A 22116-nucleotide genomic window follows, 5' to 3' on the forward strand; every position below is an offset into this window, starting at 1 on the left:
TGTTTGCCCATTTTCTCACCACTCACCACTCACCACTCACCACTCACCACTCACCACTTCGTCTTCATAGAAAATTCATATCTGTTGTGAATTTTTGTTGCGTTGATAGACGAGGATCATGTATAAAATAAAAACCCTGCTTTTTTTATTAGTTGTATTTTTTAGTTTTACTTCTAACCGGGCCAATGCCCAAACCGACACCGTTAAGCTTACCTTTCAAGACGCCGAAAAACAATTTCTTGAAAATAATTTGAGCCTTTTAGCTCAAAAGTATAACATTGAAGCATCAAAGGCGCTGATACAGCAAGCCAAACTTTGGGACAACCCTGTATTGAGCACCGATCAAAATATCCATACCGGTGGCAGTAACAAGTTTTTTGATCACAGTAAAGGTAACGGGCAAGTATTTGTACAGTTAAACCAGGTGTTTACCACAGCCGGTAAACGTGGCAAACAGGTGCAGATGGCTAAAGATAACGCCATGGTACAGGAAGCTGCTTTTAATGACCTGATGCGAAACCTGAAGTATAACCTGCAGCTTGATTTTAGTGAACTGGCAACTTTGAACGCCCAGGAAAAAGTATATCAAAACGAGATCAGTTCGGCTACGAGCCTGGTTAACGCTATTCAAAAATCATATGATACCGGGAACACCTCCATGAAGGACCTCATCAGACTTAAAGCCTTACTATTTGGTTTGCAAAATGACATGGTTGAGAACAGCCGCCAGATAAACGATTTGCAAACAGAGCTAAAAACATTGCTGCAAACAAAAGAAACCGCATTTATTGACCCAATTATCAATAATAAACCAATCGAGACAGTAGCGCTTGACATCCCTGCCTTAATTGAGCAGGCTAAAGCTAACCGTCCCGATTATCTGTCAAACCAATATCAACTCAACTCAGCCACACATAACCTCGCATACCAGAGGGCACTGGCTGTTCCTGATATAACCATTGGGGCATCATATGATAAGAACAGTAATTACGCTCCAAATTACTACGGTCTGGAAATTGGCCTTCCCCTGCCCTTTTTTAATCGCAATCAGGGTAACATCAAATCGGCAAAGTATAATATCCAGAGCCAGGAAAGTACTTTAAAACAAAGTGAGCTGCAACTTAAAAACGATGTAGTAGCTGCTATAAATCAATATAAATTAAACCAGCAATTGTTTTCAACGCAACAAATTGAGTTTAATGAACAGTATGACAAATTATTTAACAGCATGCTCAAAAGCTTTCAGCAAAGGCAGATTAGCCTTGTAGAGTTTGTTGACTTTTTTGATACGTATAAAGACACCAAACTTAAAATACTGCAGCAACAATATAATCTGCAAAAAGCTATTGCCGATCTCAATTTCGCTACCGGCACCACCGTAATTAAATCCTGAAAATTTTTATAAATATAAATAATGATGAAAAGAGAAACGCTGTTATCCGGCATCTCCGCTTTACTATTGCTTGCCGCCTGCAAAGGCAAGCCGCAACCCGTAGCAGAAAACAAACAGGTTTGTGTGAGCGATTCCATGGCACACATGATAACCATTGACACGGCCAAAACCACAACCATGAAAGATGAACTGAGCCTTTCGGGCGAGGTTTCATATGACGATAATAACGTGGTTAAGGTATTCCCATTTGCCGGTGGGCAGGTGCTGGATGTCAAGGTTTCCCTGGGCGATAAGGTTACTAAAGGTCAAACGCTGGCCATTGTGCGCAGCGCAGATGTTGCTGGCAACTACACCGACCTTACCGCAACCAGATCAGATCTGGCCATAGCCAAACGTCAGCTGGAACAAGCCGAATACTTATACAAAAACGGCATATCAAGCGAACGCGATTATACCGAGGCTAAAGAAAACTACAATAAAGCTGCAGCCGCAAACACCAAAATACAACAACAGATAGCCATTAACGGCGGCGGTAATACCAATGCCGGCGGCTCACTGGTCATCAAAGCACCGGAGAGTGGTTATATTGTTGAAAAAAATATCACCGCAGGCAGTTTTATCCGCCCGGATAACAACAACAGCATGTTCACCATTTCAAACATGAAAGATGTTTGGATATGGGCAAACGTATTTGAATCAGACATCAGCAAGGTTAAAACGGGTTATACAGCAAAGGTAACTACCGTAGCCTACCCCGATAAGGTTTTTACAGGAAAGGTAGATGCTGTCAGTTCGGTTTTAGATCCTGATAACAAGGTAATGAAAATAAAAATCGTATTGCCCAATACCAATATGATGCTAAAACCCGAAATGTTTACCAATGTGGTAATTACCAATAGCGATAAAGCACAATCTGTATCGGTTCCGGCAAAGGCGGTAGTATTTGATAACAGCAAGAACTATGTGATCGTGTATAACGACAAGTGCGATTTAAAATTGAGAGAAGTGGGTATCATCAAAACCGTGGCCGATACAACCTATATATCATCGGGCCTTAAAGCCGGCGACAGGGTGATCTCCAAAAATCAGCTGTTATTATATGATTCGCTTACCGGGGAAAATTAGTAGCAGTTGCGAGTATGGTTTATGAATTTAATTAAATCCATAAACCATACTCACCCCATACTCTGTACTAATAACTCTTTACTCAAATTACAATGAATAAATTCATTAAAAATATAATCTATTTCTCGCTCAGGCACCGCTATTTTGTGTTTTTTATGACACTGGTGCTTGTTGTGATCGGTGTGTGGAGTTACACCAACACACCAATTGAAACATTCCCTGATGTAACCAATACCCAGATCATAATTATTGCCCAATGGCCGGGGCGCAGCGCCGAAGAGGTTGAAAAAATGATCACCATCCCTATGGAGACGGTTTTAAACTCGGTACAAAAAAAGGCTAACCTGCGTACTACTTCGGCGTTCGGCCTATCGTATGTACGTATCATATTTGACGACGACGTTGACGATGCCTTTGCCCGCCAGCAGGTACTAAGCCGCCTTGGCAATGCCGACCTGCCTGATGGCGTAAAACCCGAAGTAGAGCCACCATACGGCCCTACCGGCGAAATATACCGTTATACACTTAAAAGCCACACCAAATCTATCCATGAATTAACGGCTATTCAGGATTGGGTGCTTGACCGCCAGTTTAAATCAGTGCCGGGCGTTGCTGATGTAAACAGCTTTGGCGGCGAAGAAAAAACATATGAGGTAAGCGTAAACCCTTCCTTGCTGCAAAAATACGGACTCACCTCGCTTGATGTTTACAATGCCATAAACCGCAGTAATATCAACGTTGGTGGCGATGTAATTGAAAAGAACGACCAGGCTTACGTTGTACGCGGCATAGGTATTATCAATAACATTGAGGAGATACAGAACATCATCATTAAAAATGTAAATAACGTTCCCATACTGGCTAAAGATATTGCCGAGATCAAAGAAAGCGGTTTGCCGCGTTTGGGCCAGGTAAGCCGTGATAAACAGCAGGATGTTTTAGAGGGTATTATAGTGATGCGTAAAGGCGAAAATCCCGCCGAAGTTTTAACCCGCATACGCGATAAGGTTAAGGACCTGAATGAAAACGTTTTGCCAAAGGATGTTAAGATAGACACATTTTACGATCGCACCAACCTGATGGATTTTTGTACCGAAACGGTAATCCACAATCTGTGCGAAGGTATTATCCTGGTTACTGTGATCGTGTTCCTGTTCATGGCCGACTGGCGTACCACCCTAACAGTGGTTATCATTATTCCGCTATCCTTGCTATTTGCCTTCATATGCATGCGTATAAAGGGAATGAGCGCCAACCTGCTCTCCATGGGTGCTGTTGACTTCGGTATTATTATAGACGGTGCCGTGGTAATGGTTGAGGGCATATTTGTAGCGCTTGACCATAAGGCCAAAGAGGTAGGCATGCAAAAATTTAACGGCCTGGCTAAACTTGGCTTATTTAAAAATGTAGGTGCCGAAATGGGGAAAGCTATCTTCTTCTCTAAGCTCATCATCATCACTTGTCTCATCCCAATATTCGCGTTTCAAAAGGTAGAGGGTAAAATGTTTAGTCCGCTGGCTTATACCCTGGGTTTTGCTTTGTTGGGCGCGCTTATATTTACCTTAACACTGGTACCAGCCTTATCAAGTATCCTGCTCCGCAAAAACGTTAAGGAAAAGCATAACCCGGTAGTTTTATTTTTTGAGAACGGCATTCGCCGCATGTTTAATTACACTTATAAAAACCCTAAATTAAGTTTAATTGTAGCGATATCATTCATGGCGCTCACCTTCTTTTCGGCAAAATTCCTGGGGTCTGAGTTCCTGCCCGACCTGAATGAAGGCGCCCTTTGGGTAGAAGCCGAACTGCCCATGAGTGTTTCCCTATCTGAAGCGGAGAGCATCAACCAGAAAATGATGCAGATACTGGCCAAATTCCCAGAGGTGAAACAAACCCTGGCTCAGGTAGGCCGTACCAATGACGGTACTGATCCAAAAGGATTTTTTAATGTGCAGATACAGGTTGACCTGAAAAATAAAAAAGAATGGCCGAGTGGTTTATCCGAAGATGCGTTGATAGACCAGATGGATAAACAGCTGAGCAAAATCCCCGGCGCTGTCTTCAATTACTCTCAACCCATTCGTGATAATGTGGAAGAAGCCGTTGCTGGCGTAAATGCCGCATTAGCCGTAAAAATATTCGGGCCCGATTTTCAAACACTTGATGAAAAGGCAAATAAGGTAATGAATATCCTTAAAACGGTAAAGGGAGTTGATGATCTCGGAGTATTGCGTAATCTTGGTCAGCCGGAGTTCAGGATAGAACTTGATCAGCGTAAAATGGCATTATATGGGGTTTCAACAGCCGATGCTAACTCGGTAATTGAAATGGCCATTGGAGGTAAAGCCGCTACTGAGCTTTATGAAGGCGAGCGCAGGTTTGACGTCAGGATCCGTTATCAAAAACAATTCAGGGACAACCAGGAGAAGATCGAGAACCTATTGGTGCCTACACTTAACGGTGCAAAGATCGCCATAAAGGAAATAGCAACCATTAAAACCATTACTGGCCCCGCTTTTATATATCGCGATAACAATACCCGTTATATAGCGGTAAAATTCTCGGTGCGTGGCCGCGATTTAGGCAGTACCATTGCCGAGGCTCAAAGAAAGGTTAATCACCAGGTAAAGCTTGGTCAGGGCTATTCTTTTGTTTGGGCGGGCGAATTTGAAAACCAGATAAGGGCCTCAAATACACTCGCGCACGTGGTGCCTATTTGTTTGCTGGTTATTTTCCTGATACTTTTTGTAACCTTTGGCAATGCCAAAGATGCCACATTGGTAATACTGAATGTGCCATTTGCGCTCATTGGAGGTATACTGGCTTTACACATCACCGGTACAAACTTCAGTATATCTGCTGGTATTGGCTTTATTGCTTTATTTGGTGTGTGTATTCAAAATGGTGTTATCCTTATTTCGGTTTTCAAAAAGAACATTGAAGAACATATGCCACTTAACCAGGCCATATTAGATGGTGTAATTTCAAGGGTACGGCCTGTTGTAATGACCGCCCTTATGGCCGCCATTGGCCTAATGCCTGCAGCCATATCAACCGGCATTGGCTCCGAAACTCAAAAGCCGTTAGCCATAGTGGTAATTGGCGGTTTAGTTACATCAACCATACTTACTTTATTGATACTTCCTATTATTTATGCCATAGTTCACCGGCTTATTCACCGGCGCGAAAACAGGAAACTATTGAAAAAGATGGGTGTTGTACGAAATGCCTGATCTGCATAAATAAAAAACGCCCCGGTATTTGCCGGGGCGTTTTTTATTTATGTAATATTAAAGCTTTAATTTGCGTGATATAATAAACAGCATTTACTCACATGCCCGCAATAAGATCAATACATCGCAGCGTTTTAACATTCGCTTTATTATCGATAACGTTAGCTGCATCGGCCCAAAAAACGCCAAAGGCTGAAAAGAAAAAAATAAAAGATTATGCCCAGCTGGTTGATCCCTTTATAGGCACTGGCGGGCATGGACACACCTACCCCGGCGCGGTTATGCCTTTTGGTATGGTGCAGCTTAGTCCTGATACCCGCCTTGAAGGCTGGGACGGCTCCTCGGGCTATCATTATACAGACAGCCTTGTTTACGGTTTTTCGCACACTCATTTAAGCGGCACCGGTGTGCCTGATTATTGCGACATATTGTTTATGCCTACTACCGGCGACCCTCAATTTAAAAACACCGAATACCGGTCAGCATTTAAAAAGAAAAATGAACAAGCTTCGCCGGGTTATTACAAAACCCGTTTAGATAAGTATAACATTGATGTGGAGCTTACCGCCACGACAAGAGTGGGCGTACACCGCTATGATTACCCTGGCGGCACATCAAAAGCAAATATCATTATTGACCTGCAACACCGTGATGAGGTGCTTGATTCCTGGATAGAAGTAGTGAATGATCATGAAGTGCGTGGCTTTCGCAAATCAAAATCATGGGCAACTGACCAGCAGGTATATTTTTATGCTAAATTTTCAAAGCCTTTTAAAACATATGGCATAGCTGGTAACGACCAGGTACTGCAGGGACAAAGCAAGGCAGCAGGTAAAAACATAAAAATGTACCTGCAATTTGATAATCCCGGCGAGGTGATAGCAAAAGTAGGCATATCGGCGGTAAGCGCTGATGGCGCCTTAAAGAATCTGGACGCAGAAGTACCTGATTTTGATTTTAAAAAAATACAAAAAGCCGCAAAGGCTGCATGGAACGCCGAATTGAACAAGATACAGGTTGAAGGAGGCGCCCCTTCTGTGGCGCAGGCTACACAAGCCGCTCAAACAGACCTGCGAACAAATGCCGGTCCCTATGGCAGCGCTCCAAATGGAAAAAAAACTGCTATACTTGATTATGCTAAAATTAAACAAACCATATTTTATACGGCTTTGTATCATACCATGCTTGCGCCCAATGTTTATAACGATGTTGACGGACAGTATCGTGGAATGGATCAGAAAATACATACCGCGCAAGGCTTTAATTATTATACCGTGTTTTCTTTATGGGATACCTTCAGGGCCGAAAACCCATTGCTTACCCTGATAGATAGAAAACGAACGCTCGATTTTATTAAAACCTTTTTGGCGATGTATGAACAGGGCGGTTTGCTGCCTATATGGCCGTTGGCAAGTACCGAAACCTATTGCATGATTGGCAACCACGCTATCCCGGTTATTGTAGACGCTTATGCTAAAGGCATCCGCGATTTTGATGCTGCTGAAGCATTTACTGCCATGAAAGCCGCCGTAAACCGAAACCAGTTTGGTTTGGACAACTATCGTAAAAATGGCGCTGTGCTGGCTGATACCGAACATCAGTCTGTTTCAAAAACGCTGGAATATGCGTATGACGATTGGTGTATAGCCCAGATGGCCAAGATGCTCAACAAGCCGCAGGATTATACCGAATACATACAGCGTGCCCAATACTGGAAAAACGTGTTTAACGATCAGAATGGTTTTATGCAGGCCCGCGTTAACGGCGGCTGGTACACCCCATTTGAACCAACGGAGATAAACCACAACTATACCGAGGGCAACGCATGGCAATACTCATTCCTGGTGCCGCAGGATGTAGAGGGTTTAATAACCCGGATGGGTGGTAAACAGGCATTTGAAGCCAAACTGGACGAACTGTTTACTACCGAATCAAAACTAAGCGGCAACGCGGTGCCTGATGTTGCCGGTTTAATTGGCCAGTATGCCCATGGCAACGAACCGAGCCATCACATGGCTTACCTGTTTAATTTCACCGACTCGCCTGACAAGACCCAACTTTATATTGACCGGATACTGCGCCAGGAGTATAGTGAAAAGCCGGATGGCCTGGCAGGTAATGAGGACTGTGGGCAAATGTCGGCCTGGTATGTGATGAGTTCTTTGGGCATTTACAACATTGCTCCCGGGCAAAACCAGTTCCAGGTAGGCATACCACAATTTGATAAAGCGGTTATATACCTGGAAAATGGCAAAAAATTTACCATTATCAATTCCGGCGCCAGCATAACCCGCAGTAATATTTATTTACAGGGCATGAACCTGGCAAAAAAAGCCTACAACAAACTTTATCTTAACAATAGTGATATTGCAGACGGAGGTGAATTTGAGGTCTTTACCGGCCGGCTTTCAAACAAGCTGTTCCTGCAGGATCTTGAAAAACCGCTATCTCAAATAACCGATGATCCCATTGTGGCCAATCCTTATATCATAGCGCCGGCTAAAACCTTTAAACAACCCGTCAGCATCCAGATAAAAAGTGCCGACACCGATGCTAAAATATATTATACGCTTGATGGTACAACCCCATCTGCAAGTTCAACGCTTTACACTCAACCTTTAAGTATTTCGGCAAATACAACTGTTAAGGCAATAGCGGTTATTAATGGGAAAAGCAGTTTTGTTGATGAGGCCGTTTTTGTAAAAACCAATTCAAATAATTAAGCAAAAAAAATTAAGTATTTGATTATAAAAATATTAGCTTTAATTAATCAACACACATTAATTAACCTATCACCATGAACGAGTTTCCACCTAAAGACGACGGCAAAACAGCCGGTATTGTAAGTTACTTTACCATTGTTGGCTGGCTTATCGCCTATTTCGCTATGTACAAGGATAATAAAACCGAACTGGCGAGCTATCAGCTAAGGCAAACATTGTTATATCACATCGCCTCAATAATTATTTATTACGCGGCAGCGGCAATTTTCGCGGCGATGGTTTTTTCGGGTGGTTTCTCCTTTGGCTATTCCATTTTTTGGATAATCAAGGTTGGCTTATTCGTTATCTGGATCATCGGCTTAATTGGTGCCATTAACGGGGAGAAAAAACCAATTCCTTTTATTGGCGATAAAGCACAATCGGTATTTTCGAGTATCTGATCGTAATTACAATTTATTTAAAGATTTACGAAGTTTTTAAAACTTCGTAAATCAAATCCCAGCTGTATCGTTCCCTGCGGTATTGGCGGGCTTATTCCCTTTCCAGCAGTTTTTTTGATTCATCCAGCTTTTCTTTTTCTTCTTTTGGTAAAACCGGGTATTTTAGTTTCAGATCTTTAAGGGTTTGCAGGATAACTGATGAAATGGCTATCCTCGTGAACCATTTTCTATCAGCTGGGATCACATACCACGGACAATTATCAGACGCCGTTTCCTGGATGGCTTTTTCATAGGCGTCCATATAATCGTTCCAGTGTTTACGTTCTTCAATATCACTCGCCGAAAATTTCCAGTTCTTCTTAGGGTCATCTATCCGCTTCAAAAAACGTTTTTTTTGCTCGTGCTTTGAAACATTCAAAAAAAACTTGATTATGACCGTTCCATTATCGGTAAGGTGATTTTCAAATCCACGTATACTTTCGTAGCGCCTGGCCCAAAACCGGCCATCAATATCTTTAACATCATCAATACCCGGCAAGTTCTCGTTTAATATTAGCTCCGGGTGCACCTTTGTTACCAATACATTTTCATAGTGCGAACGATTATGAATACCAATACGGCCGCGCTCAGGAAGTGCCTTATAATGCCTCCACAAAAAATCATGTTCATAATCTTCGGTACTGGGTTGTTTAAAACTATATACCTGGCAGGCCTGCGGGTTTAAACCTGAAAACGTATGGGCAATGGCACTATCCTTGCCGGCAGCGTCCATAGCCTGGAAAATAATAAGCAAAGCGTATTTGTTGGCCGCGTAAAGTTCGGTTTGCAAATCAAAGGTTTCTTCAATTAAGCCCGCCAAAACATCCTTGGTATCTCCTTTTTTAAAGCTGTTGGCGTAACCGGGATCAAAATCTTTAAGCGAAAATTTTTTTCCGTTTTTTACCCTGAATTTGCTGGTCAAATCACTCATAATAAAAAAATTGCTTTACACTTTGTTAACTTAAAATTTAGATGTTAAAATTGCGTTGATAATAATGCTGTTTAATCAAAAGCCGGATATTGTTTGTATCCAGTATTTAAACCGGTCAATATCAGGCTTTAAAGTGAGTTTAAAGTAATAAAAAATTCCGATTTACGCTTTACAACTGACAAATGACCAACTTATCTGCGCTTTATGTAAACTGCATATATTAATATTTGTTTGGGACTATGATTTAGTGCCATAATTTTACATCTTTACCCAATGTTCAGACGTATACGAAACCGATTTCTGAGATATTTCGCCATATTTATTTACTTCGTTATTATCTTTTTCTGTTCTATTGAACTTAACTTTTTGTGGCTCTCTGGCTACTCGCCTGATATGCAGGATATTAAAAACCCCATCATGTCAGTTGGCTCAGAGGTTTACACTGCCGACGGGAAGCTTATAGGCCAGTATTATAAAGAAAACCGCTCACCTGTGGAGCTAAAAAATATCTCTCCCAATCTTATAAACGCGCTGGTTGCTACCGAAGATGTTCGTTTTTATAAGCATCACGGGGTTGATTTTTATTCTTTTTTTACCAGCATGCTATCCACCGCAAAAGGCGAACGCCGGGGCGGCAGCACCATAACTCAACAGCTCGCAAAAAACCTGTTCGAAACACGTAAAAGAAAATCCCAGGGTATTATTAAGCGCATACCGGTTATCCGAACCATAGTTTATAAGTGCAAAGAATGGTTAACCGCCTTTAAAATTGAGCATGTTTACAACAAGCAGCAAATACTCACCCTATATTTTAATACGGTACCATTTGGTAATAATTCGTTTGGTATAAAAACCGCCTCATTAAAGTATTTTAATAAAACACCAGATAAGGTTAGTCCGGCGGAGGCTGCCTTACTTATAGGGATGCTCAAAGCCACATCGAGCTATAATCCCATTAAAAACCCTGAGCGGGCACTTGAACGCCGCAATACGGTTTTGGGTCAGATGCAGAAATATAATTATCTTACAAAAACAGGGTACGATACCAGTGCCCGGTCACCTCTCAAGCTTGACCTGAGCTACGTGGAAGAGGATTCGCATGGCGACTCCTACATACGTCGCGCCGTTGAAAAATGGCTGGATAAATGGTGCAAGGAAAATGACTATAACCTGTACGAAGATGGCCTTAAAATATATACTACCATTGACTCGCGCCTGCAACGGTATGCCGAAGAAGCTGTAGCAGAAAAAATGAAGATGCTGCAAAAGCGCTTCAATAACCTTTGGGGTAATAAAAACCCCTGGCGCGATTCGAAGGGCGTAGAGATTAAGGATTTCCTTTTGAAAAATGAGCAAAGGCTGCCAATATACAAGCTGCTTGATAAAAAATATAAAGGAGATACTACCCAGATACAGCAATATTTTAAAACGAAAAAGCGGATGACCGTTTTTACCTGGAAAGGTGAGCAGGATACTACATTTTCAACTATAGACTCTATAAGGTACTACGCCCGTATTTTAAATACCGGCATGATGACCCTGGAGCCGTCAACAGGTAAAATAAAAGTTTGGATAGGTGGTATCGATCATCGCTTTTTTAACTACGATCACGTAAACCAGGCACGCAGGCAGGCTGGCTCAACCTTTAAACCATTTGCCTATTTAACCGCGTTGGACAATGGCTATACGCCTTGCGATAAATTTACTGATAAACCCGTAACCATTAAATACAAGGATAATGGCAAAGATGAGGTTTGGCAGCCTAACAATGCCGATTTTAACTTCTCGTACCGCGAAATGTCTTTACGCTGGGCGATGGGAAAATCAGTTAACTCCATAACCGCGCAATTGACAGAAAAAGTAGGCTGGGATAAAATTGTTGAATATGCTCATAAATGCGGCATAGAAAGCCCGTTAAAATCAGTGCCTTCGGTATCTTTGGGATCAAATGATGTTTCGGTTTATGAAATGGTAAGGGCATACAGCACCTTTTTAAATAAAGGCGAAAAGTTAGACCCGATACTGGTTACCAAAATAACCGATCAGCAGGGCAATGTATTGGAGGAGTTTAAGTCAAAATCAGAAAGGGTAATAAGCGAGGAAACTGCCTGGCTGATGTTATATATGTTCCGCGGGGGCATGGAAGAGCCCGGCGGTACCTCGCAGGCTTTGTGGGAATACCCCGGCCTGTGGAAAAAAGACAATCAGATAGGCGGTAAAACAGGCACCTCGTCCGACTATGTTGACGGCTGGTATATGGGCATAACCAAAAACCTGGTAACCGGTATCTGGGTAGGTGCTGATGACCGCAGTGTGCATTTTACCACATCAGAAACCGGTGAGGGGTCACATACGGCGTTACCTATTTTTGGCAGTTTTATGGAAAAAGTTTATGCCGATCCTAAATCGGGCTATACTTACGGAGCATTCCCTAAGCCCTGGGTTAAAATAACCAAGGAATACAATTGCCCATCGCCCAGAATAGTTGTCGATACCACATCAACTGATAGCACAAGCACGCCTGTTGATACAACCGGCGTATTACCTGCACCAGTAACAACAACACCCGAAAACCCTGAAAATACTCCGCCGGGACAGTAAGAGCGATTTCAGGGATTTCGGATGTGTGAGTTAGGATTTATTTTGATTTTGGATAGATTATTTTGGATTTGGCATCTTCAGATTTTATTTTTTTAAAAATTCCGAAATTACACAACCAAAATCCGAAATCCCCGGCATTTCATTAAATTAGCCATATCTATTAGTTAAGCTATGAATAAACACTACTCCTTATCAGGCAAAGCCAAAAAGCTCACCGTAGTATTGATATGCCTTATCGGTTCGCTGTTAATAAGCACCGGAGCCAGTGCGCAGTACTTTGGCCAAAATAAGGTACGTTATAAAAACCTAAAATTTAATGTTTATAAAACCCCGCATTTTGAAATTTACTATTACTTAAAAAATGATAGTATGGTGAAGCGGTTTGCCCAGGAAAGCGAATTGTGGTACACCCTGCATCAGCAAATTTTCAGGGATACTTTTAAAACGGCTAACCCTATCATTTTATATGCCAATCACCCCGATTTTCAGCAAACCACTGCCATTGACGGCGAAATTGGCGTAGGAACAGGCGGCGTCACCGAAGGATTAAAAAACCGGGTGGTAATGCCCGTTATGGAAACTAACCAAACCACAAGGCATGTTATTGGTCACGAGCTGGTACATGCCTTTCAATACAGGGCCCTGCTGGGTAACGAAGGTGAAAGTTTTGAAAATATAAATAACATTCCTTTGTGGATGATAGAAGGTATGGCCGAGTATCTGTCTTTAGGTAAAAAGGACTCGTACACCGCCATGTGGATGCGCGATGCTTACCTGAATCATGATATCCCATCCGTGCGCGACCTTACCGAAAGCAATAAATATTTCCCTTACCGTTACGGCGAGGCCTTCTGGTCGTTCTTAGGATCTACCTATGGCGATACGGTAGTTGTCCCTTTCTTCAAAAACACGGCTCGTTACGGCCTGGAATATGGCATCAGGCGCACTTTTGGGTATGACGATAAAACCTTGTCGCGCCTATGGAAAAACTCGATAGAAAACACCTATAAGCCTTATTTAAAAGATACGGTTCAAAAACCGGTAGGCTTGAAACTTGTGGACAGTAAAACCGGCGGCGACCTGGTGGTGGCGCCGGCCGTAAGTCCCGATGGTAATTATGTTGCGTTTTTATCGGCCAAAAGCTTGTTCTCCATTGACCTTTACCTCGCCGACGCGCATACCGGACGGATATTGCGAAAGCTCACGAGTAAGGTTTCAAACACACATATCGACGAATTTAACTTCATTGAATCGGCAGGCGCGTGGTCGCCTGATGGTAAGCGGTTTGCCTTTAGCGTGTTCAGCAAAGGCCGTAACAGGATGATCGTAGTTGACGTAGCCAGCGGCCGCACGCTTGATGATATTTCGATGGAGAAGGCAGAACAGTTTAGTAACCTGTCATGGTCGCCTACGGGAAAAGATGTTGTTTTCCAGGGATTATCTGAAGGCCAGGGCGATCTTTACTCCTATAATTTCGATACTAAAAAAGTAACACAGCTCACCAATGATAAATATTCTGATTACCAGCCAAGTTATTCAAGGGACGGTAAAAAGATCATTTTTTCGAGCGACAGGACAACGTATGATCAATCGTTAGAGCAGGACATTCCCTTTAATCTGGCCGAACTTGATCTGGCTACCGGGAAGATAACTGATATAAAAATATTCAACGGGGCCAATAACCTTAATCCGCAATATTCGGCCGATGGCACACAGATCTACTTCCTGTCAAACCGCGATGGGTTCCGCAACTTGTACCGCTACACTATCAGCAGCGGCAAAATTGAGCAAATGACCGATCTGTTTACCGGTATTTGCGGCATAACTGAATATTCTCCGGCTTTAAGTATCTCTAACAATGATGATGTGGTTTACTCTTATTACAGAGCTCAAAAATATTCATTGTATAACGCTAAGTCATCAGAATTTAAACCTGTGGTTTTACAACCAACAGACGTAAACTTCAGCGCCGCCATGTTACCCCCCCCCCGTGCGGCCGGTGTCGACCTGATCAACTCTAATCTGAACAATTACCTTGCTTACAAAAAAATACCAACCGATTCAGTTATCAGCATTCCTTTTAAGCCTAAGTTTAAACTTGATTACCTTGCAGGCAGCGGCATTGGCGTTGGTGTAAGCAGCTTTTACGGCACAAGCCTGTCAAGCGGCATACAGGGCGTTTTCAGCGATATACTGGGTCGTAACCAAATATTTGCCGCTGCCTCTGTTAACGGGCAGATATATGATTCAGGTGCCGCTATAACCTACGTAAATCAAACCGGCCGCTGGAACCTCGGCTTTGGTGTATCGCACATCCCTTACCAGTTTGGTTTGCAAACCAGTACATTCCCGGTAAAAAATGTAGGTGGTAAAAATGAAACGGTATTTTCAGACAATATTGACATTATCCGGAATTTTGAAGACGCGGCCAGGGTGTTCACCTCCTATCCTATCTCTAAAACCACACGTTTTGAAGTTGGCGCTGGAGCATCCTACAACTCTTACCGCGTTGACCGTTACAGCGATTACTATGCGCTTGACACCGTTGTAAATGCTGATAACAGCAAAAGCATCAGCACAACCTATTTAACATCTGACAGAAAAAGGGTATCAAACAAGGAAGAAGGCGACCTCATCGGCACCAGTTTAAGGTCTTATTCCCTTTTCCAGGTTTCAACGGCCCTTGTTGGCGATAACTCCTTTTTTGGGGTAACCGCACCGCTCAATGGTTTCAGGTACCGTTTGGAGGCCGAATACAATTTTGGCACGTACCGCTTTTTTGCACCTACTATTGATTTAAGAAAGTATGTACGGGTTGAACCGGTAACCTTCGCCGCCCGACTTTATGGTTACGGCCGCCTTGGCGGCGATGCCAGCGGGCTTTACCCCCTATATGTTGGCTATCCCTTTTATATTCGTGGTTATGAGGGGCAGTCGTTTTATAACAACAACAAATCCACAACCAATGGTTTCAATATCGACCAGCTATCGGGCAGCCGCATAGCGGTGTTTAATTTTGAAGTAAGGCTACCATTTACCGGCCCCGAAAAACTGGCACAGATCAAATCAAAATTCTTGTTTACAGATTTGAACTTATTTTTTGATGCAGGCTTAGCCTGGAACGCAGGCGATCATATTTATTTTCAGAAAAACCCACCTGTAATAGGCCAGGCCCCGGTACTTAATGACGACGGCACTCCAACCATTATTAACGGACAGCCTGTTACCCAACCCATATATGGCAGGGTGCCCGCCTTAAGCGCGGGTATATCATTAAGGGTAAATGTTTTTGGCGCTTTTGTACTTGAGCCATACCTTGCAGTTCCATTTAATCGCAGTGACGTTACCAAGCCTTTATTTGGCTTAGGATTTACACCGGGTTGGTAGTTATTAAACGATAAAAAATTAAGCGGTCTGGTACCGCTTTTTTTATTTAAAACCTAAATTGCTAAAAAGTAGTTAGTTAATTGTAAGCCATATATAATGACCTGCACACCATGAAAAGAATATTGCTATTGAGCTCTGCCTTTATGATAAGCATCGCGGTTTTTGCACAAACTGCCGATACAGCCGCCAACATAGCTGGCAATACCCCCGCAATTGGCCCGCTTAAAACTACTGCTGGCGATGGCATGCAGCCAACAAATAACATCGTTAAAAACATTGCACTTTCTAAAGATTTCTCTGTGCTATCTAACTTTATTAAGCTGGCAAACCTTACAGAAACGTTTGAAAGTAAAGGCCCAATTACCATATTTGCGCCGGTTAACTCTGCCTTTGACAAACTGCCCGTTGGTGAGCTTGATTCGCTCTCAAAACCATCGCATGTGTGGAAACTTACACATATCATTACTTATCATGCCGTAGCAGGTAAATTAAGCGCCAAAGACATCCAGAAAAAAATAAACCAAAAAAAGGGAGCTGCTACTTTTACTACTTTAGGTGGTGGCGTGCTTACTGCAAAAATTGATAGCAACCGTAATATTGTACTGGAAGACGAAACCGGCGGTCAAGTTATCATCAGCCGGTTTGATATTGAGCAAAGCAATGGTTTGCTGCATGTGATAAACAAGGTTGCCATTCCAAAATCCAAAGCCATATAATAAAGTACAGTGCAATGACAATCCGTTAAAACCAGTACTACGTATTTAAGTATATTATAATTGTAAGGATTGGCCACAGTTTACGACTAACATTCAAAGTAAACATGCGGCAATGCCTCATGAATATATTTATGGTTAACTAAATAATTAAAAATGAAAAGATCAATTTTAGCAGCAGTGCTATTATGTATTTTAACCGCGTTTGGCTGTCAGAATAGCAACGGCCAGGACAGCAAAAGGAAAATGAGCAAACCAGCTGCCGAATGGAAAAAAATATTAACGCCAAATCAATACCACATTATGGTTGAAAGCGGTACCGAGCCGCCATACAAAAATGAATATTGGAACAACCATGAAAAAGGTATGTACGTAAGTGCGGCCACAGGCGATGTGCTATTTAGCTCTGATGATAAATTTGACAGCGGCACCGGCTGGCCAAGCTTTGTTAAAGCTGTCGACTCAAAAAAAATAGCGATAGTACATGACAACAGTTACGGTATGAGCCGCGACGAAGTTATTGAAAAAAGTACAGGCCTGCACCTGGGACATGTTTTTGACGATGGCCCTGCTGACCGCGGCGGCAAAAGATACTGCATGAACTCAGGCGCGTTAAAATTCATTAAAAAGTAACTGCTCTTCTGTTTACGTTTACTGATGGGCGCAACTGCGGCCTTACACGTAAACCATTTTCAAACTTAAGGCCAATGGTCAGATCTATCCAGTCAGGATTAACAGGTCTGATCATTTTTTCTTTTTGCGGGCGGGTATAAGTGCTCACCACCTTAAAGCGCTCCATGGCCTGCTCTTCGGTATTGATCTCCTCAAAATAAACCAAACGGTTAAGCTGTTGCGCGCTGTCAAAAAACAAAGTAGGCATATCGCTGTAAAACTGCAGCGTTTTTACAAGGTCTGAGCATAAGCCAACGTGTAAATTCTTCCTGTTTCTGTCGGTGATGATATATACAAAACGTTTCATTTTATGATAAAAAATTTGGTGAACCAATAATTATTACTAACTTTATGAGCATAAAATTACTAATTATTTTAGCAAATGCAAATTTTATGTCAATAATTTCACAAAATATTAAGTATCTCCGCAAAAAGAAGGGTTTAACCCAACAGCAGTTTGCCGATGAATTAGGTATAAAACGCTCATTAGTAGGCGCATATGAAGAAGAACGCGCCGAACCCAAATATGAACTACTAAAAACATTAGCAATATTTTTTGACATTACTATTGATGATTTTATCAATGAAACCATCAATGACAAATGGGTACCCAAGCCCAAAGGCAACCCGGCCAACCTGCGCATACTCAGTATTTCTGTTGACAAGGAAGACAATGAAAATATTGAAATGGTGCCGCTTAAGGCGAGCGCCGGGTATTTAAACGGTTATGCCGATCCCGAATATGTATCACAGCTGCCTAAATTTTATTTACCCATGTTTAAACAGGGCACCTATCGCGCGTTTGAAATAAAAGGCGATTCGATGCTACCTATCTTATCGGGCGATATTATTATAGGCGAATACCTGGAAAACTGGGGCGATGTTAAAACCGGCGAAACCTATGTGGTGATATCAAAAACCGATGGCGTAGTGTATAAACGCATTGGTAATAAATTTAAAGAAAACAAAAAACTGAAGCTGATATCTGACAACCCGGTATATGAGCCCTATGAAATAAATGGAGAAGACGTACTGGAAATATGGAAAGCTAAAGGTTATATATCTACCCAATTGCCGCAGCCTACACCTGAGCCTACCATGGAAAGCCTTACCAATATGATGGCACAAATGCAGCGTTCTATATCAAACTTACAGCAAAGCAACAATTAAGTTACATCGGCTTATTTAAACCTTTACGGTATATCTTTATCATAAGATTATAAAACGTAATAAATTAAAAAAGAAGCTATGAAAAAAATTTTGTTGATGTGCTGCTTCCTGATGGGGATTGCAGCCGTAAGTCATGCACAGGGTGGCGGTATGAGAAAAAGTCCGGAAGAAAGAGCTAAGGATCTGCAAACACAGCTAAAACTTACTGACGATCAAACCACTAAAATAACTGCTATATATAAAGAACAAGCAACCAAAATGGATAGCGTAAGAACTGCCGCCAACGGCGACAGGAGTGCCATGAGAGGTGCCATGCGCCCAATGATGGAAGCAACCAATACAAAGATCAAAGCCATTTTAACACCCGACCAGGCTGCTGCTTATGACAAAGCAATGAAGGAAAGAATGGACAGGATGAGACAAGGCGGCGGAGGAGGCTCGCAAAATTAATTTATAATAAAAAGCGGCGTTAAGCCGCTTTTTTTATTTTTGCAGAAATCATTTCCATTTGACATCTGCTGAAAAATATATTAAAAGCAAACTTGATGAAAGGCGGCGCTCAGGCTTGTACAGAACGCTAAAGCCGGAAAACAGCCTTGTTGATTTTTGCTCTAATGACTACCTCGGCTTTGCGCGTTCGCCAATTTTAAGGCAGAGCATCGCCGCCGAAGTACAAAAGCATCCGGAAGGCTTAAACGGCTCCACCGGATCCCGGCTTTTATCGGGCAATATAACCTATGCAGAAAATCTTGAAAAAGAAATAGCGGCGCATCACCAATACCCTGCCGGACTGCTTTTTAACTCGGGTTATGATGCCAATCTCGGCCTGTTATCCTCACTGCCACAACGCGGCGATACCATTATACTTGACGAGCTTATACATGCATCTGCTATTGACGGTGCGCGATTAAGTTATGCCAATCGTTACAGCTTTCGTCACAATGATATGGAGAGCCTTGAAGCTAAGCTAAAGCAGGCCAAAGGCAATTGCTACGTTGTGATTGAAAGTATTTACTCGATGGATGGTGACACTCCGCCAATAGCCGGGATATTGAGCCTTACTAAAAAATACGGCGCGCACTTAATTGTTGACGAAGCACATGCAGTAGGTTTATACCCCGCGGGTTTAATAAGTAAACTTGGCTTGCAAAACGAGGTATTTGCAGTTATTGTAACTTTTGGCAAAGCCCTGGGCTGCCATGGAGCTATTATATTGGGCAGTAATCAGCTAAGAGAATACCTTATAAATTTTTCCCGTTCGTTTATTTATACCACTGCTCCTTCCTTTCACCAGCTGGCAGCTGTAAAAATGGCTTATTGGCTATTAAGTAATGCCGACAGGGAGATCATCAGCCTGAAAAACAATATCGACCTGTTTAAAAATCAAATAAGCCCCAATAACACCTTTACGCTTATTAACAGCGACAGTGCTATTCAATGTATCGTATTAAAAAGCAATGACAAGGCGCGCGAAACTGCAAACATTTTGCAAAATGCCGGGTTAGATGTTAGAGCGATACTGAGCCCCACTGTACCGCCCGGAACCGAAAGGATAAGGATATGTCTGCACGCGTACAATACAACCCATGATTTAACCTTACTTACTGATATTTTAACCAGCTTATAAATGCTTCCTAAACAGCCTATATTTATTACCGGAATAGGTACCGGTGTTGGCAAAACATTGGTTTCGGCCATCATCACTGAAAAACTGCAGGCCGATTACTGGAAACCTGTACAATCTGGCGACCTGGACAATAGCGATACCCAAAAAGTACAAAGCTTGGTCACAAATAGCGTTTCGCGATTTTTCCCCGAAGCTTATCGTTTAACGCAGCCATATTCTCCGCACAAATCAGCGGCCATTGATAAAATTGTTATAGATGTACAAAACATCATTGCTCCCGAAACTAATAACCAGCTGGTGATTGAGGGAGCCGGCGGTCTTATGGTGCCTTTAAATGATAATTTTTTAATGATAGATGTGATCAAACAATTAGATGCGAAAGTGATCCTGGTATCGCAAAACTATCTGGGCAGTATTAATCATACCCTCCTATCGCTTCACGCGCTAAAAAAATACGGTATCCCCATGATGGGCATCATATTTAACGGGCCTAAGGATATTTATTCAAAAAGCTATATACTTGATTATTCGGAAGCTGACGACCTTGGCCACATCCCTGAATATGAAGAGATCAGCAAGAAAACGATAATTGAGGCGGGTAAATTCATTACATTATAATACAGCTGTATTTGTAAAGTAAAAAAATTGCATCAACTTAGCTTATGGGTTTTAACATTTACATAACCCAATAATCATTATGAAAAATATTACTGTAATTGGTTCGGGCACAATGGGCAATGGCATAGCTCATACTTTTGCACAGCACGGCTTTGATGTATCATTGGTTGATATTGATCCCGGTGCTCTGGATAAAGCGGTACAAACCATTACCAATAACCTTGACCGTCAGCTAAAAAAAGGCGCTATTGACCCGCAGTTAAAGACTGATACGCTTAACCGCATCAAAACCTTTACCGACCTGCAACAGGGTGCAGCCACGGCCGACCTCGTAATTGAAGCCGCCACGGAGAACCGTGATATTAAACTAAAGTTGTTTAAACAGTTAAGCGATATTTGCGATGATGATGTTATCCTGGCTTCAAATACATCATCAATTTCCATCACACAAATTGCTGCGGTTACAAAAAATCCCGAAAATGTAATAGGCATGCACTTTATGAACCCGGTGCCGGTAATGAAACTGGTGGAAGTGATACGCGGTTATGCTACTACTGATGTGGTTATGCAAACCGTTATGCAACTGGCTAAAACTTTGGAAAAAGATCCTGTTGAAGTAAATGATTATCCGGGCTTTGTGGCCAACCGCATCCTGATGCCTATGATCAATGAGGCTATTTACACCTTATATGAAGGTGTTGCCGGTGTTGAAGAAATTGATACCGTAATGAAACTGGGTATGGCCCATCCTATGGGTCCGCTGCAACTGGCCGATTTTATTGGCCTTGATGTTTGCCTGGCTATTTTAAAAGTATTGTATGACGGGTTTGGCAATCAAAAATATGCGCCATGTCCATTACTGGTAAATATGGTTGCTGCAAAACACCTTGGCGCAAAATCTGGCAGTGGTTTTTATACTTATACACCGGGTAGCAAGGAATTAGTAGTGGCTGCTAAATTTGCATCAAAAAATTAAACTATCCAGCGCTTTTTTGTCAAAAATTCTGTAAATAATTGTTAAAATAAACATTTTACAGATGAAAAAGATAGCGAAAATAGGATTATTACTCGCCTTAACCGGCACCTTATTCACATCATGCGCTGCTGATTATTATGTTGCCGAGCAACCTGCCGAGCCGGTATATGTACGCCCTGTAGCCCCTTATCCCGGTGCTTATTGGGTGCCTGGTGAGTGGGCCTGGCGCGGTGGAAGATACACTTATATAAACGGCTACTATGCCCGCCCACGCCCCGGTCGCGTTTATGTACGGGGCTACTGGCACCCGGTTAGGCATGGTTATGCCTGGCACAGAGGCTATTGGAGATAAAATTCAGCCCACTGTTCCCGTAAAAGGAAACTTTTGAAAAGTTTATTTAAAAAAGATAAAGCCTGATTCCAAAAGGAATCAGGCTTTATCTTTAATATCTGTACTTCTGAAATCCT

At 42.3% G+C, this 22116-nt stretch carries 17 protein-coding genes; 15 read left to right on the forward strand and 2 right to left on the reverse strand.

The genetic code is table 11. The features are described 5' to 3' along the window. The first annotated feature begins 118 nt into the window (after positions 1 to 118). The 5 genes from J2W55_RS18430 to J2W55_RS18450 all read left to right on the forward strand — a co-directional run bounded on the left by J2W55_RS18430 (position 119) and on the right by J2W55_RS18450 (position 8914). Positions 119 to 1393: a TolC family protein gene (locus J2W55_RS18430; protein ID WP_310099007.1), complete on the forward strand. Its 1275-nt coding sequence runs from the start codon at positions 119 to 121 to the stop codon at positions 1391 to 1393. 21 nt (positions 1394 to 1414) lie between these two features. Further along, positions 1415 to 2518 carry an efflux RND transporter periplasmic adaptor subunit gene (locus J2W55_RS18435; RefSeq protein WP_310099011.1) on the forward strand — a complete coding sequence of 368 codons (1104 nt, stop codon included), beginning with the start codon at positions 1415 to 1417 and terminating at the stop codon, positions 2516 to 2518. A gap of 92 nt (positions 2519 to 2610) precedes the next feature. Continuing rightward, positions 2611 to 5751, forward strand: a complete 3141-nt coding sequence (locus tag J2W55_RS18440; protein ID WP_310099014.1) for an efflux RND transporter permease subunit — start codon at positions 2611 to 2613, stop codon at positions 5749 to 5751. 101 nt (positions 5752 to 5852) lie between these two features. Then, positions 5853 to 8474: a GH92 family glycosyl hydrolase gene (locus J2W55_RS18445; protein ID WP_310099017.1), complete on the forward strand. Its 2622-nt coding sequence runs from the start codon at positions 5853 to 5855 to the stop codon at positions 8472 to 8474. A 74-nt stretch (positions 8475 to 8548) separates the two neighbouring features. Further along, on the forward strand, positions 8549 to 8914 hold the full coding sequence (locus J2W55_RS18450; protein ID WP_310099020.1) for a magnetosome magnetite crystal formation protein family: 366 nt from the start codon (positions 8549 to 8551) through the stop codon (positions 8912 to 8914). Positions 8915 to 9005: 91 nt separating this feature from the next. Here the strand turns inward: J2W55_RS18450 and J2W55_RS18455 are convergent, their stop codons facing one another. Then, a complete protein-coding gene (locus tag J2W55_RS18455; protein ID WP_310099023.1) occupies positions 9006 to 9884 on the reverse strand; it encodes a polyphosphate kinase 2 family protein in 879 nt (292 codons plus the stop codon). A gap of 273 nt (positions 9885 to 10157) precedes the next feature. On the opposite strand from J2W55_RS18455, the gene J2W55_RS18460 reads away from it, so the two are divergent. From J2W55_RS18460 to msrB, 4 genes are all read left to right on the forward strand, one after another. Further along, positions 10158 to 12485 carry a penicillin-binding protein 1A gene (locus J2W55_RS18460; protein ID WP_310099026.1) on the forward strand — a complete coding sequence of 776 codons (2328 nt, stop codon included), beginning with the start codon at positions 10158 to 10160 and terminating at the stop codon, positions 12483 to 12485. A gap of 171 nt (positions 12486 to 12656) precedes the next feature. Further along, positions 12657 to 15872 (forward strand): DPP IV N-terminal domain-containing protein, encoded by a 3216-nt coding sequence (locus tag J2W55_RS18465; protein WP_310099029.1) that lies wholly within the window; start codon positions 12657 to 12659, stop codon positions 15870 to 15872. A 110-nt stretch (positions 15873 to 15982) separates the two neighbouring features. Then, positions 15983 to 16588, forward strand: coding sequence for a fasciclin domain-containing protein (locus J2W55_RS18470; protein ID WP_310099032.1), 606 nt, complete (start codon positions 15983 to 15985; stop codon positions 16586 to 16588). 153 nt (positions 16589 to 16741) lie between these two features. Next, positions 16742 to 17218: a peptide-methionine (R)-S-oxide reductase MsrB gene (gene msrB, locus J2W55_RS18475; protein WP_310099035.1), complete on the forward strand. Its 477-nt coding sequence runs from the start codon at positions 16742 to 16744 to the stop codon at positions 17216 to 17218. Here msrB and J2W55_RS18480 read toward each other — a convergent pair. Next, the gene (locus tag J2W55_RS18480) at positions 17208 to 17564 is read right to left on the reverse strand and encodes a GIY-YIG nuclease family protein (RefSeq protein ID WP_310099038.1); all 357 of its coding nucleotides are present in this window, start codon (positions 17562 to 17564) and stop codon (positions 17208 to 17210) included. The two genes, msrB and J2W55_RS18480, sit on opposite strands and share 11 nt — an antisense overlap. An 86-nt stretch (positions 17565 to 17650) precedes the next feature. Here J2W55_RS18480 and J2W55_RS18485 point away from each other — a divergent pair, with 86 nt between their 5' ends. The 6 genes from J2W55_RS18485 to J2W55_RS18510 all read left to right on the forward strand — a co-directional run bounded on the left by J2W55_RS18485 (position 17651) and on the right by J2W55_RS18510 (position 22000). Beyond that, a complete protein-coding gene (locus tag J2W55_RS18485; RefSeq protein WP_310099040.1) occupies positions 17651 to 18427 on the forward strand; it encodes an XRE family transcriptional regulator in 777 nt (258 codons plus the stop codon). Between the two features lie 78 nt (positions 18428 to 18505). Next, complete coding sequence (locus J2W55_RS18490) at positions 18506 to 18877, forward strand: Spy/CpxP family protein refolding chaperone (protein ID WP_310099043.1); 372 nt, start codon at positions 18506 to 18508, stop codon at positions 18875 to 18877. A 58-nt stretch (positions 18878 to 18935) separates the two neighbouring features. Then, on the forward strand, positions 18936 to 20054 hold the full coding sequence (locus tag J2W55_RS18495) for an aminotransferase class I/II-fold pyridoxal phosphate-dependent enzyme (RefSeq protein ID WP_310099046.1): 1119 nt from the start codon (positions 18936 to 18938) through the stop codon (positions 20052 to 20054). Beyond that, positions 20055 to 20672, forward strand: coding sequence for a dethiobiotin synthase (gene bioD, locus J2W55_RS18500; protein ID WP_310099049.1), 618 nt, complete (start codon positions 20055 to 20057; stop codon positions 20670 to 20672). A 79-nt stretch (positions 20673 to 20751) separates the two neighbouring features. After that, complete coding sequence (locus tag J2W55_RS18505) at positions 20752 to 21648, forward strand: 3-hydroxyacyl-CoA dehydrogenase family protein (RefSeq protein WP_310099052.1); 897 nt, start codon at positions 20752 to 20754, stop codon at positions 21646 to 21648. A gap of 61 nt (positions 21649 to 21709) precedes the next feature. Further along, entirely contained in the window at positions 21710 to 22000 is a 291-nt protein-coding gene (locus tag J2W55_RS18510) for a hypothetical protein (protein ID WP_310099055.1), read from the forward strand. Positions 22001 to 22116 lie beyond the last annotated feature (116 nt).

It is taken from the genome of Mucilaginibacter pocheonensis (assembly GCF_031456535.1).
Lineage (GTDB): Bacteria > Bacteroidota > Bacteroidia > Sphingobacteriales > Sphingobacteriaceae > Mucilaginibacter > Mucilaginibacter pocheonensis.